Source organism: Photorhabdus bodei (assembly GCF_003287735.1).
Classification (GTDB): Bacteria; Pseudomonadota; Gammaproteobacteria; order Enterobacterales; family Enterobacteriaceae; genus Photorhabdus; species Photorhabdus kayaii.
The window spans coordinates 48,700-63,279 of record NZ_NSCM01000024.1; the positions used below are offsets into that span (position 1 = coordinate 48,700).

General features: G+C 43.9%; 17 protein-coding genes and 2 pseudogenes. 5 read left to right on the forward strand and 14 right to left on the reverse strand.

From position 1 onward, the window contains the following. Positions 1-51 precede the first annotated feature (51 nt). The 4 genes from CKY02_RS14025 to CKY02_RS14040 all read left to right on the forward strand — a co-directional run bounded on the left by CKY02_RS14025 (position 52) and on the right by CKY02_RS14040 (position 2,985). On the forward strand, positions 52-732 hold the full coding sequence (locus CKY02_RS14025; RefSeq protein ID WP_112895750.1) for a helix-turn-helix transcriptional regulator: 681 nt from the start codon (positions 52-54) through the stop codon (positions 730-732). 30 nt (positions 733-762) lie between these two features. After that, the gene (locus CKY02_RS14030) at positions 763-1,443 is read left to right on the forward strand and encodes a helix-turn-helix transcriptional regulator (RefSeq protein ID WP_112895751.1); all 681 of its coding nucleotides are present in this window, start codon (positions 763-765) and stop codon (positions 1,441-1,443) included. A 27-nt stretch (positions 1,444-1,470) separates the two neighbouring features. Beyond that, on the forward strand, positions 1,471-2,142 hold the full coding sequence (locus CKY02_RS14035) for a helix-turn-helix transcriptional regulator (RefSeq protein WP_112895752.1): 672 nt from the start codon (positions 1,471-1,473) through the stop codon (positions 2,140-2,142). 147 nt (positions 2,143-2,289) lie between these two features. Beyond that, positions 2,290-2,985, forward strand: a complete 696-nt coding sequence (locus CKY02_RS14040; RefSeq protein ID WP_112895753.1) for a helix-turn-helix transcriptional regulator — start codon at positions 2,290-2,292, stop codon at positions 2,983-2,985. A 289-nt stretch (positions 2,986-3,274) separates the two neighbouring features. Here CKY02_RS14040 and CKY02_RS14045 read toward each other — a convergent pair whose 3' ends face one another. Beyond that, positions 3,275-4,411, reverse strand: a complete 1,137-nt coding sequence (locus tag CKY02_RS14045) for an aminotransferase class V-fold PLP-dependent enzyme (RefSeq protein ID WP_112895766.1) — start codon at positions 4,409-4,411, stop codon at positions 3,275-3,277. Between the two features lie 30 nt (positions 4,412-4,441). Between CKY02_RS14045 and CKY02_RS23925 the strand changes: the two genes are divergently transcribed. Continuing rightward, positions 4,442-4,654 carry a hypothetical protein gene (locus CKY02_RS23925; RefSeq protein ID WP_146747447.1) on the forward strand — a complete coding sequence of 71 codons (213 nt, stop codon included), beginning with the start codon at positions 4,442-4,444 and terminating at the stop codon, positions 4,652-4,654. Here the strand turns inward: CKY02_RS23925 and CKY02_RS14050 are convergent. From CKY02_RS14050 to CKY02_RS14105, 13 genes and pseudogenes are all read right to left on the reverse strand, one after another. After that, positions 4,619-5,974, reverse strand: a complete 1,356-nt coding sequence (locus CKY02_RS14050) for a YhfT family protein (protein ID WP_112895754.1) — start codon at positions 5,972-5,974, stop codon at positions 4,619-4,621. The genes CKY02_RS23925 and CKY02_RS14050 overlap by 36 nt on opposite strands. A 10-nt stretch (positions 5,975-5,984) precedes the next feature. Next, positions 5,985-6,344, reverse strand: a complete 360-nt coding sequence (locus tag CKY02_RS14055) for a DUF2620 domain-containing protein (protein WP_112876925.1) — start codon at positions 6,342-6,344, stop codon at positions 5,985-5,987. An 11-nt stretch (positions 6,345-6,355) separates the two neighbouring features. Continuing rightward, the gene (locus tag CKY02_RS14060; protein WP_112895755.1) at positions 6,356-7,246 is read right to left on the reverse strand and encodes a phosphotriesterase-related protein; all 891 of its coding nucleotides are present in this window, start codon (positions 7,244-7,246) and stop codon (positions 6,356-6,358) included. Between the two features lie 62 nt (positions 7,247-7,308). Continuing rightward, positions 7,309-8,469, reverse strand: coding sequence for a YhfX family PLP-dependent enzyme (locus CKY02_RS14065; RefSeq protein WP_112895756.1), 1,161 nt, complete (start codon positions 8,467-8,469; stop codon positions 7,309-7,311). A gap of 117 nt (positions 8,470-8,586) precedes the next feature. Beyond that, positions 8,587-8,943: a PRD domain-containing protein gene (locus CKY02_RS14070; protein WP_112895757.1), complete on the reverse strand. Its 357-nt coding sequence runs from the start codon at positions 8,941-8,943 to the stop codon at positions 8,587-8,589. Between the two features lie 23 nt (positions 8,944-8,966). Further along, the gene (yhfZ, locus tag CKY02_RS14075) at positions 8,967-9,872 is read right to left on the reverse strand and encodes a GntR family transcriptional regulator YhfZ (protein WP_112876922.1); all 906 of its coding nucleotides are present in this window, start codon (positions 9,870-9,872) and stop codon (positions 8,967-8,969) included. A gap of 152 nt (positions 9,873-10,024) precedes the next feature. Beyond that, a complete protein-coding gene (gene fruA / locus CKY02_RS14080) occupies positions 10,025-11,692 on the reverse strand; it encodes a PTS fructose transporter subunit IIBC (RefSeq protein ID WP_112895758.1) in 1,668 nt (555 codons plus the stop codon). Between the two features lie 72 nt (positions 11,693-11,764). Next, positions 11,765-12,892, reverse strand: a complete 1,128-nt coding sequence (fruB, locus tag CKY02_RS14085; RefSeq protein ID WP_112895759.1) for a fused PTS fructose transporter subunit IIA/HPr protein — start codon at positions 12,890-12,892, stop codon at positions 11,765-11,767. Between the two features lie 347 nt (positions 12,893-13,239). After that, positions 13,240-13,512: pseudogene (locus CKY02_RS14090) on the reverse strand (tyrosine-type recombinase/integrase); the annotation flags it as partial. Then, the gene (locus CKY02_RS24710) at positions 13,494-13,643 is read right to left on the reverse strand and encodes a hypothetical protein (protein WP_162120653.1); all 150 of its coding nucleotides are present in this window, start codon (positions 13,641-13,643) and stop codon (positions 13,494-13,496) included. The gene CKY02_RS24710 and the pseudogene CKY02_RS14090, both read right to left, overlap by 19 nt. 48 nt (positions 13,644-13,691) lie before the next feature. After that, positions 13,692-13,979: a hypothetical protein gene (locus CKY02_RS14095; RefSeq protein ID WP_112895760.1), complete on the reverse strand. Its 288-nt coding sequence runs from the start codon at positions 13,977-13,979 to the stop codon at positions 13,692-13,694. A gap of 1 nt (position 13,980) precedes the next feature. Next, positions 13,981-14,481, reverse strand: a complete 501-nt coding sequence (locus CKY02_RS14100) for a hypothetical protein (protein WP_112895761.1) — start codon at positions 14,479-14,481, stop codon at positions 13,981-13,983. 3 nt (positions 14,482-14,484) lie between these two features. Further along, positions 14,485-14,580, reverse strand: a pseudogene (locus tag CKY02_RS14105) (IS5/IS1182 family transposase); the annotation flags it as partial.

The window sequence follows — 14,580 nt, forward strand, 5'->3', positions numbered from 1 at the left end:
TGGAAGCAGAATGCTCCCTTAACCCTTAGATTAAAAGGAGTTCTCACTAATATGAAGAAGAACTATGTCATCTCTCCTCAGATTATTAATACAATGGAGCAGAGTAATGAGCCCTGGGGAATAAAGGATGAGAACACACGCTATATTTATGTCAATCAGGCATGTAAACGTCTTCAAAATATTTCAAGCTCTTTTGACTATGAAGGGCTTTATGAGCATGAATTGCCCTGGGATGGCGCCGAATTTGCCAAAGAATACATGGTCCATGACAAAAAAGTGGTAGAACAGGAAAAAAGAATATGTTCACTTGAGACACATATACATGGAAAAGAACAAATTCTATCATCCTACTTTTTTGCAAAATATCCTCTTTATCATGAAGACGGAAGCTGTGTAGGCATTATATATCATGGTTGGCAAGCCCAAGATTTCTCATTCACTCGCCTATTTCATGGAAAACTTCCGGCGTCTATATTATTTCAACCACCGACTGATCGCTTTACTCAACGGGAATGGGATGCTATTTTCCTGATGTTACACAAGTATACCAGTAAGCAAATCGGTACAATGTTAAATATTTCCTACCGTACGGTTGAAAACCATATTTCACGCATATGTAAACGAATTGGTCTTCATTCTAGTCGTCAATTAGAAGAATATTGTCGCACCAATGATTATGATCTCTATGTGCCAGAAAGGTTTGTGCATCCAGAGAGTAGAATGTTTCTTTAACCACTAGATAAATAAGAATTCTCATTAAATATGAAAAAGAACTATGTAATATCACCTCAGATTATTAATACAATGAAGCAAAGCAATGAGCCTTGGGGAATAAAGGATAGAAATGCATGTTTTATTTATGCCAACCAAGCATGTAAACATGTTCAAAATATTTCAAGCTCTTTTGATTATGAGGGGCTTTATGATTATGACCTTCCCTGGGATGGGGCCGAATTTGCTAAAGAATATATGATTCATGATAAGATAGTGATGGAAAAAGAAGAAAGGATGTGTTCACTCATAACACATGTACATGGAAAAGAACAAATTCTGTCATCCTATTTTTTTGAAAAATATCCTCTTTATCATGAAGACAGAAGCTGTATGGGGACTATATATCATGGTTGGCAAGTTCAGGATTTTTCATTCACCCGGCTATTTCATGGAAAATTGCCAGCCAATATTATGTTCCAGCCACCGACTGATCTTTTTACTCAACGGGAATGGGATGTTATTTTCCTGATGTTACACAAGTATACCAGCAAGCAAATTGGTAGAATGTTAAATATTTCTTATCGTACAGTTGAAACTCATATCTCACGAATATATGGAAGAATTGGGGTTCATTCTAGTTATCAATTGGAGGAATATTGTCGCACCAATGATTATGATCTCTATATGCCAAAAAAATTTATCCATCCAAAAAACAGAATTTTTCTTTAACCTTTAGAATAAAGGAGTTTTTCCAATATGAAAAATAACTATGCAATATCACCTCAAGTTATTAATACAATGGAAATAAGTAATGAACCGTGGGGAATAAAGGATAGTTCTTCAAACTTTATTTACGGTAATTCAGCCACAAAGAGGTTTATTCATAATTTTAAAGAGTCATTTGATTATGAAGGGCTTTATGATCATGAACTGCCCTGGGATGGTGCTGAATTCGCCAAGGAGTTTATTCTCCACGATCAAAATGTCATGGTTAAAGGCGAAAGAGTCTGTTCACTTGAAACCCATGTTTTTGGGCAAGAGCAAATTTTGTCATCCTATTTTTGTGAAAAGTTGCCTCTTTATCATGACAATGGTAATTGTATGGGAGTTATGTACCATATGTGGAAGGCTAAAGAGTATTCATTAACCTACCTACATCAATATTATGATAAATTACCGTCATCCATGCTACTCCAACCCCCCTCCGATCTTTTTACTCATCGGGAGTGGGATATTATCTTTCTCTTCTTACAGAAACAGCCCAAAAAACAGATTGGGAAAATATTGAATATCGCCTATCATGAGGTTGAGGAACATATGTCAAGGATATATCATAAAATCGGGATTCACTCCAGTCAACAGTTGGAAGAGTATTGCCGAGCCAATAATTTTGATCACTATATCCCAGAAAGGTTTTTATTGTCTTAGATTACGTATTATTTCCCAGTTTCTACATACTACCTTTGTTAGTTATTTATTGATAAAATAGACAACCCTATGGAAATATGCTTTGCTTTCAATGATATATTTACATTCAATAATTCAAAAAAGCAATAATTATCTTAAAGGATATTTATGAATAAATCAGGATTTAAAGAAGTCCCTTTTATTACTCGTCAATTAACACATATATGGGACAGAAGCCCCGATCCTTGGTTTGTAAAAGATAAGGAATCCCGCTTTATTTATGCAAATACCAAGTTTATTAAAGTCATTAAGTTACCGGAAAACTTTAATATTATAGGGTATAGCGTTGACGAATTACCAATACCTGTTAATGGTTTTGCTCATCACTTTAAAGAACATGACCGCAGGGTCTTAGAATGTATGCAGAAAGTATGCTCTGTCGGCACTTATCCTCAAGGTAATGGTCGGCCACCTAAATCCTATTTCTGCGAAAAATATCCATTGATGAGTGAGGATAATCACTGTATTGGCATTATCTCTCACGCCAGAGAATTAGAGCACTTTACAGTTTATCATTATATTAAAGACAATATACCAACGTCAGCCAGTCTCAGACCACCTAATGATTTGTTAAATGAGAAAGAGTGGATGGTTATTTTTCTATTTTGCTGCGGTATGAATAATAATGAAACATCCATTGAAATGAATGTTTCATGCCACTCGGTGGAAAAACATTTTGAAAGTATTTACCAAAAACTGTCCGTCAGCTCATTGACTGAGTTACGATTACTTTGCAAAGAAAAAGGGTATGATCTCTATGTTCCATCAAGGTATTTTCTATCAATAGGTCATTTTATATTATAAATAATCGATTTTACTGTTAATTATTAATAATTCTATTGATCATTCAGGTAATAATGAGGGATACAACTAATGACATCGCCGACCTTTACATTAATTCAGGATTTATAAGCCTTGAGCCTTGATATCGATTTCCCCATCTTTTCCTTTAAGAGGGTACTCTCGCCGACACAAGGCGGGAGGGGAGTTTCGACGGGACGTTAGTCCCGTATAGTGTTTCACAACTTCGAGCATCGTCACACGCGCCGGCAAAATGAAAACGAGACCCAAGAACGGGCTTGTTGTCTGCCTCTCATACTGATGGAAAGCGGTATATCGGGAGTGGTTGAGGGTGTAGCAAGGAAGCGGCCTGTGCACAGCTTTGACTCAGGAGCCTTATTACTGTCTCCGCACCACTTCGATTAGGATTTATCCTTATCATCCGTCTCTCTAACGTGGGATCAGATTGACGGAATGTACCAGATAACCGGTAAAACAGTGGCGGAATGTCAAACTTTGATTCAGCGCCCACCGGATATGGCAGTGCACCAAGCTTATGAGCAACATGAAGTACCTGTTCGGCAATCTCATCATAAAACTCCACCAGCAATACTTTCGATTGTGCATTGGCGATAAACGCCTGTTTCACCTGCGGTATGATTCCCTGATTAAGCCGGACCACTAATGTTTCACTCACCTGTGCCTGCACAGCATGCATCACCGGAGCAAATACTAATCCACGCAATACTTCCAATGCCTGAAATCCCTGTACTTGACTGCCACCGGAATACATACTACGCCGGATGCGCTCTATTGCCGCTTGTTGACCTACCACAACACCGATACCTTGCGGGCCAAACAGTTTAAAGCTGGAGAAGGCCGATAACATAGCCCCCCATTCACAACCGATTCGTTCCACTTTCATGGCAGCATAGTTATCGTCAACCAGAACCGGTAGTGATGCAGCATTCAACAGTGATATAACGTCTGCCAGCTCATAAGCATCATCAATTTTCTGCCGCGTGTGTTGTACCAACCCCGCTACCGGTGAATGTTGCAAAATCGCAGCCTGTATTTGTTCGGATTGATTGAAATCGGCCCGCGCCAGATGCAAGCCCATCTGCTCGGCAGTAACCGCTGTCGAAGGATATAACGGCGCATCATGAATCAGCAGGCTATCGCCCGCATTAAGTAATGCCGACAACCCACAACGTATTGCCCCAGTTCCCGCCCCTTGTACTAACACAGCAGCCTCAGCAGAAAAGAAATCGGCAATGACCTGTTCAACGCGTTGCGTTATCTGTGGCCGGTTCAATCCCGGCACCAGCCCTAAATCTCCTGTGGTGAGAAAATCCGCACCTGGAAAATAGCGGCAGATAATATCAACTAAACGAAACTGCTTGTGCTGCGCCTGCTCCATATTCAGACTAAGTAATGGATAGGTGTTCAATATCGGCTCTCCCGCATTATCTATTCTCTCGTGCTTCCCCTCTATTTTTATCATCACAAAATAAAGGGGAAAATTTATACCCTATGGATTTCAAGACGCATCGCGACGGCAAGGGAGCGAATCCCCGGGAGCATAGATAACTATGTGACCGGGGTGAGTGAGTGCAGCCAACAAAGAGGCAGCTTGAAAGATGACGGGTATATTCAATTAGCTGATGCCCAACAGATAGATGACGTTAGCTAGCACACCAACCACAATCGTTGCAATCGGCCCAATCGCCATTTCAACCAAAGGACGTTTAGCCGTACGGTTGAGTAGATAAATACCCGCCACCACCATAAATCCCATGCCCGGCAGAATGGCGTTGGCAGCCATCATTCCCCCCACCAATAAGGCAACTTCTAACATGCGGGTAATAACAGTACGAATATGCTCACCACAAGCTTTGACTCCGGGATATTTATCCAACCAGATAGCAATTCTCGCCAGCAGTTTGATTTCTATAAACATAATCAAACTACCGGCAATGAAGGCAATCCACAGATTATTGGTGACTAACCCGGCGACAAACACGAACTTCATGCCGACCGGGCTATAAACCCCAGTCGCAATGGCTGTCATACCGACTAACGGCACAAAGCTGATCGCTCTGGCAAGCGCCACCAACATGGCGTTAGCCCCTTCCCCCTGCGCCATCAGTTGCAGTGATACCGGACCTTCCGCCAGCAGACTGAGTGACATCGAAGCCGCTACCGCAGTCAAACCACCACTTAATACCAGCAACCAGATGTTATTTTGAATGCGCTGTATCCGCGTGGAGAATAGTCCAACCAGCGTCTCATTCGCACCTTTAGCCGGAGCAGATCCCTCGCCGGCTTTGGGAGCACGCTGTTTCATAGCAAAGTAGAACATCACAATCATTGAGATCAGCAGGGCTATCCCGTTAGGATCCAATTGCACCGGTTTGCTCAGAGCCCCACCAAAACTCAATGATCCTATCGCTTTCGTCGCGATATACCCCACCAATGTCGCAATCAGTACCCATATTCCTTTGCCATATCCGTATTGATAGGCCACAACAATCGCAGGAAACAGTGCAAAGCAGGCTACGATAGGATCGCCAACTTTACTCAGGTTACCCATGAAATTAACCGGCAAATGGGCAAAGATATCGACAACAGATCGTAAACCGGTCATCAAGGCAACGGCATATAGCGCTCCCAAGACAGCGGAAAGTATGAAACCTTTTTTACTGTTTGCACACCAGGTACCGATGACATCGGTTCCCAATAATAAGCTATGCACCAGAATAATCGGGGCGGTCAGCGAGAACGGAATACCAAAGCCGATAACTAACCCAAAACTTAGGGCAAAACTGGTGGCAGCCAGGGTTTTACGATTCATACGCCCTTCCAGATGTTCCGGCATTAAAGGACGTAGCCCATCATGAAATACTGCAATACCGCGGTTAGCCATCATGGCAGATATCCCACCAATCACCGACAATAAACCCGCTTTAAATGGATCAATTTCCATTAAACGGGTGAAAAATTCATATTCCATTTTCCTGTCCTCATGAAGAAAGAATAGCCTTGATAACCACCGGAATAACCGCGTCTATATCCTGACCAGTAAAACCAAATGCCGTTTTCCCGGCGTTAACATGGGCAATAATTTCTTCATCAGGCAGGATCTTCCCTGGCATGCTGATGGTGGCGCATTTGTCAATACCAACAATCGCAATTGCCATTGCCAAAGCGCCTCCACCGGTATTACAGGCTCCCAAGTAGTAATCCGCATCACCACTCTTAAGCGCCATAGCGGCATCTATGTCACCCATCACGGTAATGGATAAGGTTTTATCCCCGGCCAGACGGCGTAAAGTTTCAGCAATTTTTTCTTTCTCAATTTGTCCTCCAATAACAAATCTCATATGTTTTTCCTTTAGTTGAAAAATAGCGTTGGGTTATCACGTAACATCAAATCAATATCGGTTTGCGTTAATCCAGCCCGGTTTAACATCGGCACAAAGGTGGTGATTAAATAAGCAAACCCATTGCCACCATTGGCTTTTAAGTGAGAACGACGGGTAATATCCATCGATAACATGACGCGGTTAAGCAAGCCACGTTGGGCCAGGGTCTGTAACATAGCGATCCGCTTTTCATCCGGGTAGTAATCGTTTTTGCCAATCGTGTCGAACTGGATGTAGGCCCCCTGTTCAATGATGCGCAAGATGTTGTCCAGATTATCTTTAAGATCACAGTGACCAATCACTACGCGTTCAGCATCTACACCGTGCTTTTTCAGTAATGCCAGTTGCTCAAGACCCATTGTGCTTAATGTCGTATGGGTCGAAACAGGACGCCCGGTCTCCAAATGGGCTATCGCCGCAGCATAAAATACTTTCTCTTCATCAGGCGTAATTACCCCCTTGCTGGAACCAATTTCCCCAATGACTCCGGCTTTCAGCGTCGTAGCGTCGATACCCTGTTCAATCTCAGCGATCATTTCATCCGCCAGTTGTCGAGCTGTGGTATGTGCTACATGTTCAGGAAAAAAGGCAGATTGGTAATAGCCAGTTGAAACTATTACATTAATGCCGGAGTCCCGCATCAAATCCAGCATAAACTGTGGGTTACGTCCCATGTAACGATTGGTCATCTCCACAATATTGTGTACACCCAAGCCGACCAGTGTTTTCATCTCTTCACAAATCAGGTCGTACTGATCCAGCCGGCAGTCAATGCTGTTTTTAAATGACGATAAATCGAGATGCAGGTGCTCATGTGCATAGGTATAGCCAGATGCATCAATTCTGTTTTTCTGGGTCATGAGTAAAAAAGTCCTTAGACGAAGAGAGTGGAACTGCGTCTGTTCACAGGCCATTTTCTCCATTAATTCGGGATAGGGTTTCCCTGGCTGTCATAAAGCCCTTCCAAGACCGGATGCCCTGACTGGATACCGCTAACCAACGCCACATCACTGCGAGTAGCAAATATCTGGGTGCGAAAGCACAGCACGACAACACAGCCGACCGGAAATTCACCGCTCAAAGGAAAATGGTAATCAATGCTGGTGTCATCCATCGGTAACAGGTGCGTGGCGGTGATCTGGCCGTTTGGCAGGAATATCAGCGCGTTATGCGCCCGTCCACGACGGTAATAACCGCCCCCATAGCAGTAACTGTTACCGTTAAATCGGTGGGATATTTCCGTCAGATAGAGCATAGCAATGCGTTCTGGCTGCTCTCCCCGAAAATTGGCAAGGATTGTTCCTGTTAGCGCATGTCCAGGCTCGGTATGGGTAACGCCATATTTTGCCAGTAGCGGCAGTGTGCTACAGCTTGACGCCGACGGCGCATTTATCTGCGTCACCTCAACCCCAGTTTGTCGTAAAATGTCTGTTGCTTTCAGTAAAGTAAATAAGTTTGGCGCTGGCAGTGTCTGCTGCTGATCCTCTTGCCACAACAAGCAAGGAAAATGTGTCAACCCCGTCAGTTTTACACCGGGCATTGCCATGATGCGCTGAACGATGGTGTGCAATTCCGACAAGTGAAAACCCGCTTCCTGACCTGGATATAAATGATCATGATCATCATAGATTTTCAGCATAATGCGTTGCACATTTCCCTCACGCCGCGCCAAACTGGAAATTTCCTCCGCTTTTTCTAAAGAATATACTGTGATCACTTCCGGATGTTGCTGCATCACCGAGGAGAGCATATTACGAGGGATCTGTACCAGATGGCCTGCATGAGTCACCGGGATTTTCCCACTCATCAAGACTCTGGCCTCTTTAAAATCCACTGCGGTGACACCCTGATAACCCAGTTCCATCAGTTTACGAGCCAACCAAGGGTTACGCCCAACCTGTTTGGTCATCAGATAGAGAGCAATACCATAATGCTCCGCTACCGCAAGCAATCGTCTGGCATTTTCTAAAACCTGATCAACGTCAATAACATAAGTATCAGGCAGTAAGACCCCTCGCGCCCATAATGTCTGAGCTGCCTCAATCAGTGCCGGATTTTGTTTGTTCAGCGCATGTATAAACATGCTGTACCTCCTGTACTCCTTCGGCGATCAATGCCACTGCAATAAGTTAGATGTTAAATCATCATTTTTTTGAATATTTGATGGAAAAAAAAATCCTTCATCTCTGTTGTCGTGTTATCACTGCCCCTTTGCCGCCCAAAGGCTAAACAAGTTTGCCAGCAGATACCCCTCCTCACAGGGATGTAATTGCACGTCAAAATGTACTAATAGCGAAGCATTAATCGCTTGCAAATGAGAAAAGATTCTCGATTGACGCACTTCCATCAGCAGTTCAATATCCATTGAACTGATTTGTTCTCCCCGGCGTGAGCGCATTAACGCGTTGGCCATATGTGTTATTACTATTTCTCCTAACGCATTCCTGACAGGAATTTCCCAATCGTTTTCAAGCTGAGCCACAACTTGTAACATGCCATCATGAATATCCTGATCAATGACATTTCCCTGATAGAGCAGATTCAGTCGATTTTCCATTCGTTAACGCCATCTATACCGAATTAATAGCTTGGGTCCTGCTGACCTGCCAGTACACGTTGTTGATGAACTAATAATTCTGTTGTATTTACCATCGTACGTAAAAGTTGTTGCATCAGAATATCATCAGCTCTGGTTAAAATCACCGCTTCAGAGGCTCGGATAAAACAGGCACTTCCATGGAGCGGTACTGCAATAAGCTCCCTGGAACTGAGTTCAACTTCTCTGCTGACGTTCCAGATCACGGCATCAATGTCACCTTTCGCTACCTTATACAGGCTCTCGTGGTAAGAAATATCCACCAACGTGATATCCTGCCCGGCAAAGTACACTTCAGTCATGATTTTCTGGTCGGCGGAACGATGATCCAGCCCAACACGACGGATATTATGTTCACCTCCTTTGCGATAAATCAGTTGGTGTGCACCAACATAGGTATGTGGTCCCAATTCAAGCACAGTACAAACATCACCTTGTTCCAGATAAGTTTGCGCCGCCAAATGTGATACCACCGCCAAGTCATAAATACCCTTACGCAAGCATTCCACCCTAGCATCTGAACCTCTCATGTGGGCGAAGTAAAATGGAATGCCCTCAAATTGCGCTTTCAGACCGCTTGCCAGCCCCTCATACAATCGGGTATAAGGCAGCGGCATTGCACAAACCACGTTACTAATATCAGCATGGGCTAACAGTGCTTTGTGATCCATACTGACCAAATAGCTACCATTGCGCCCCCGTCGTTCTACATAAACCGCGCCAGAACTCTCCAGTTTTTTTAATGCAAACTGAACTAACCCAACAGATAACCCATAGTCAGATGACAGCTCTTCAATCGTTTTCAACCGATTACCACAGCGCTCACCTAGCAGATAACGTGCCAGGCACGCTTGTGCAACCCCCTCTTTTTTAAGCAGCCCATGACTCATAATAATTCTTCATTTTTTTGAATATATTTATATCCAATTTAAGGAGGCAAATAACAATCGGAAAATAGCAAAAATGCGAATGAGGTCACGAATAAATAGGTAATTTTCTTAAATTTCAATGATTTTAGTTTGATAACTAATAATTTCTGTTTTTATGTTTTAGTTGTGGTCGTTTCTGGACGCTTAAGCAGTGCATAGATCAATCCCGCCAACAAAGTACCGGCAATAATCGACATCAAATAACCCAGTATTGGTGTGATAGCACCTGGAATCAACAGCACAAACAGACCACCGTGCGGTGCCATTAATTGCGCACTTATTGCCATAGAGATGGCTCCCGTCACCGCACCACCAACGATACAACATGGGAGCACACGTATCGGATCACGGACAGCAAAGGGAATCGCGCCTTCGGAAATAAAACATAAACCTAACACCAATGCGGCTTTACCACTTTCCCGCTGAACGTTATCGAACTTCTGCCGGGCAATCAGTGTCGCCACTCCCATAGCCAGCGGGGGAACCATCCCCGCCGCCATAATGGCAGCCATTGGCGCGTAGGTTTGCGAGCTAAGCAAGCCGACACCAAACGCATAGGCAGCTTTGTTTATCGCTCCCCCCATATCAGCACACATCATCCCGCCTAAAATGGCTCCTAGCAGGAGTGCGTTGGTTGTCTCCATATGAGAAAGCCAATACGTTAGCCCCGCCATGATACCGGCGACAGGTTTACCAATAACGTAAATCATAATCAGGCCGGTGATCAGGCTAGCAAATAGCGGAATGATCAAGATCGGTTTCAATGCTGCCATACTCTGCGGCAATTTCACTTTGGTGTTAAGCAACTTCGCTACGTAACCGGCGAGGAAACCCGCAATAATACCGCCAATAAATCCCGCGTTCGTGCTAGTTGCCAGCATGCCGCCAATTAAACCGGGTGTCAGACCTGGGCGATCAGCGATCGAGAAAGCAATGTAACCAGCCAGTACAGGGACCATCAGAGCAAAAGCTGAGCTACCACCGATTTGCATTAACGCCGCCGCCAATGTACCCGATTCTTTAAACGCAGTGATGCCAAAAGCAAATGACAATGCAATGCACAGGCCACCCGCCACCACCATCGGTAACATATAAGAGACGCCCGTCAACAAGTGACGATAGATACCGGTATTCTCTTCCCTCCGGTCAGTTTTAACATATTGCCCTTCCGATTCGAAAAACCTGGCTTCGGCTAGCGCTCTATCAAATTCTTGCGCTGTTTTCTTCAACGCCAGCCCGGTGGAGGTACGGTACATCGGTTTTCCGGCAAATTTCGCCAGATCTACGTCAATATCGGCAACGACTAGCACCAGATCCGCTTTTTCCACCTCTTCCGGCGTAATAACATTGCCCGCACCTACTGAGCCGCGCGTTTCCACCTTTACCCACCAACCGCGCTTTTTGGCTTCGGTTTCGATGGCCTCCGCGGCCATAAAGGTGTGCGCTACCCCTGTAGGACAAGCAGTCACCGCGACAATCCGTTTTGTATCACAACTGATGTCAGTTGCCGGTATCTGATACGGCTTCGCGTCAGCTTTTGCCTGCTGAAAGAAATTTTTCGGCGCATGCAATGCCTGTTCCGTGTCGCCGAGATAAACAAGCTTACCGTTCAATGTGTTATCGGTGGGGATGCGACTGCCAGTCACGACCACCAAATCGGCCTCTGCTGGATTTTCTGTTAGTATCAGTCCGTTTTCCGCCGCAGCGGCACTGAGGATTGTTTTCACCAGATAACTTCCGGCAAGTCCGAGTGAAGGATCAACGATAATCAGCATTTTCATTATGCTTCTCCTGCTGTTAGCTAAAAGGGTTGTAGATCGACGCGCCCCATTATCACGGCAAATTGGGGATTTCTACTCTCGCTGCCCCTCCCCCAAACCGGAAGTAATCGCTTCACCAATGGCCGCTATCGCCTGCCGCGCATCATCACCATTGGCAGTAACATGAAGCCGATGGCCTTTTTTAGCGCCCAATGCCATGATTTTCATCAGACTACGGCCGTTTACCGGTTGACCGGCACCATCAAGATTGATGATGGTAATTTCACTGGAAAATTGCCGGATAACATTAACCAACAGAGCACCTGGGCGAGTATGTAAGCCATGTTCGTTGCACAGGACAAATTCCCCGCTGGATATGGCGCTCTGCGCCAGTACGCCACTGGTCAGTAATGTCAGCACTGTCGGCGCATCAGCTTTCAGCAAACATTCCGCTTTTTGTGCTAATAGCAAGTTACTTAGGTGGTGCAACACATTTAGCGGTTGGTCGTCAGCAACCGCAACCGTCAGCAACATCACCACCGGCTCGTTATCCCGCGTGAATAATCGGCTCACTGCCACAGCGCTGGTTAAGTTACCGGCGGGGCTATCACTGAGCCAAATGCCCTGCCCAAGATCCAGTGGTTTGCTGTTAATCACTTTGCTGACAAAGGTCGTATCCACGGCCCCCGCTTGCTGTAACCGCCCGGCATTCAATGCCTGTAATGTCATCAGATCGCGGGCATTAACATCTAACGTGATCAAGCTGGTATCGAATTTAAACTCAGCCTGCTGAACTTCTCCCATTAGCAAGCTATGTAGTGCCTGTGCTGACTCAATCGTTTTTAGCTGCTCTGCAATACGATCATCACTCAGTAAGTGTGTTAACTGACGCAGTAGTGCCAAATGCTCATCGGAACGCGCGGCGATACCAATAACCACATAACACATCGCTCCTTGATCCCATTCAATACCCTGTGAAAAGTGAAATACCTGTACATCGGTTTTCATGACCAGATCACGGGTATCTAGCGTGCCATGCGGAATGGCGATACCGTTGCCAAGGTAGGTGGAAATTTGCTTTTCACGTTGCAACATGCCGTCAACATAGGCATCACTGACGTTACCACTCGCGGCTAACATGGCCGCCACTTGGCGAATGGCATCCTCTTTACTGGTTGCAATTGCGCCAGTATGGATATTTTGCAGAGCCAACTGGAACATAATTTTCTCCCTATTACCAAAAATAGAATCGTTTCAGTTTACGTAGAGAAAAAAGCATTAAGTCCAATAAAAGAAAAAAGAGATAAAAAACTGAAACGTTTCAACGAGTGTGGGACATGACTAATTTTCATTCAATACTTATGTGAAATAAAATCACAATTTTTTGAGATTACTCACATTTTTTCTGCCATCGTTTTTTGTCTATCTTCGGTTTAACAGATTTGGTAAACCAATAACTCACTTGCCATTAATAAAATCATTGCCCGTCAATCAGCAAGAAGAAGAGAAGTTAACTCTACAGATGGTTTTTATGTATGCGCCTTAATAGGCGCATACATCAGAATCACTTATTCAATTGAACAAGCATTTTCCTGTGGGACATAATCAAAGTGTAATTCCCGACTCCGATTCCTTTTTACACCCCAAACACCGTGGAAACGCTCTGCATTACTGGCAGTATACCGCACAGTATGGCGAATATTGCTGTGCCCAAGATAATCTTGTATCAACCGAGTATCTATCCCCCTATCTGCAAGTGCAAAACCACAGGCATGGCGCAACATGTGCGGATGAGAACCTACGGAAATATTAGCCAATTTCCCTAACTGACTAATAATCCTCTTACCGGATCTTGTCCTTCCGGGTGATCGCCTTTGGCATGTTTTGACAATGCCGCTGAAATCTCTTGAGGGGATTTACCTTCATTTAACATAGCGGTAGCCAGACTGGATGCTGATCGACCGTAATCCATCATTCCTTTGGGTAAGCTCAGGGCATTATTATCCGCAACAACGCATTATCACTTAGTGAACAATGGGTTGTTGCTTATAATTGCGTAAATTTCATCTGTTATTGGGTCTATATCTTCCCCATATTGGCCCCTATCCCCCATCATTCTGAAATCATTCATAATATATTTGTATAAATTCTTCATACCATTACTTGCTTTGTTCTCAAGAATATTAATGGATTTTATTAAGTATGCATAAGATGACTCTCCATTTCCTGATTCTTTTAAATACGTAACGACTTGTTTCAATAAGGATATTAATCTTGCGATTTCTATCATATCTTTATTTATTGACATTTTATTTTCCTTTATTTGTTATTTGATCTGGAAATGTTTTCTTAAATTCTTCGTAAGTGTAAACATTACCTGTTTTTCCATCTCGTATTGATTTAATCCAATCCATAGGATAATTCCGTGGTAGTAGAATTTGATCAGCTCCACCCATGTATTTAGGATTATTACTCAAAGGTGGTTGTTCCCCAACAGAACCAATGTTTAACTTAGTATTTTTGGGTACTTCTATCTCAGCCTCAAATCGAGTTGTACTCCAGTTTTTATAGACGGCAGTTTCATTTCTGCCTGCATTTTGTGTGGTTGTTGCGTAACCACCATCTAATTTGGCTTGATCATTAACACCACCAAATTTTCTAAATAATGTTACAGGTTCTTGTGTAATAACAGTTTCATATTTTCCAGCCTTAAATGTCGAGGACACACTTGTAGGTAAATGTTCCTTATCTACTATAACTATACTCTTATCTATTTTCGTTCCTAGGGACTGTTGACGTTTCGTGTACATAACTTATACAGCCCACATGGGTAACCACATCATCATAAAAGCCATGGCAACCATACTGGCATAATTTCGCTCAAGTTTGTCGTATCTTGTTGCTATTGC

Excerpts from the sequence above, each read along its gene's own strand:
- fruA (WP_112895758.1), bottom strand. The coding sequence starts at position 11,692 with ATGAAAATGCTGATTATCGTTGATCCTTCACTCGGACTTGCCGGAAGT.
- yhfZ (WP_112876922.1), bottom strand. The coding sequence starts at position 9,872 with ATGAGTCATGGGCTGCTTAAAAAAGAGGGGGTTGCACAAGCGTGCCTG.
- CKY02_RS14040 (WP_112895753.1), top strand. The coding sequence starts at position 2,290 with ATGAATAAATCAGGATTTAAAGAAGTCCCTTTTATTACTCGTCAATTA.
- CKY02_RS14055 (WP_112876925.1), bottom strand. The coding sequence starts at position 6,344 with ATGAGATTTGTTATTGGAGGACAAATTGAGAAAGAAAAAATTGCTGAA.
- CKY02_RS14060 (WP_112895755.1), bottom strand. The coding sequence starts at position 7,246 with ATGACCCAGAAAAACAGAATTGATGCATCTGGCTATACCTATGCACAT.
- CKY02_RS14095 (WP_112895760.1), bottom strand. The coding sequence starts at position 13,979 with ATGTCAATAAATAAAGATATGATAGAAATCGCAAGATTAATATCCTTA.
- fruB (WP_112895759.1), bottom strand. The coding sequence starts at position 12,892 with ATGTTCCAGTTGGCTCTGCAAAATATCCATACTGGCGCAATTGCAACC.
- CKY02_RS14050 (WP_112895754.1), bottom strand. The coding sequence starts at position 5,974 with ATGGAATATGAATTTTTCACCCGTTTAATGGAAATTGATCCATTTAAA.
- CKY02_RS14070 (WP_112895757.1), bottom strand. The coding sequence starts at position 8,943 with ATGGAAAATCGACTGAATCTGCTCTATCAGGGAAATGTCATTGATCAG.
- CKY02_RS14065 (WP_112895756.1), bottom strand. The coding sequence starts at position 8,469 with ATGTTTATACATGCGCTGAACAAACAAAATCCGGCACTGATTGAGGCA.
- CKY02_RS14100 (WP_112895761.1), bottom strand. The coding sequence starts at position 14,481 with ATGTACACGAAACGTCAACAGTCCCTAGGAACGAAAATAGATAAGAGT.
- CKY02_RS24710 (WP_162120653.1), bottom strand. The coding sequence starts at position 13,643 with ATGGATTACGGTCGATCAGCATCCAGTCTGGCTACCGCTATGTTAAAT.
- CKY02_RS14030 (WP_112895751.1), top strand. The coding sequence starts at position 763 with ATGAAAAAGAACTATGTAATATCACCTCAGATTATTAATACAATGAAG.
- CKY02_RS14025 (WP_112895750.1), top strand. The coding sequence starts at position 52 with ATGAAGAAGAACTATGTCATCTCTCCTCAGATTATTAATACAATGGAG.
- CKY02_RS14035 (WP_112895752.1), top strand. The coding sequence starts at position 1,471 with ATGAAAAATAACTATGCAATATCACCTCAAGTTATTAATACAATGGAA.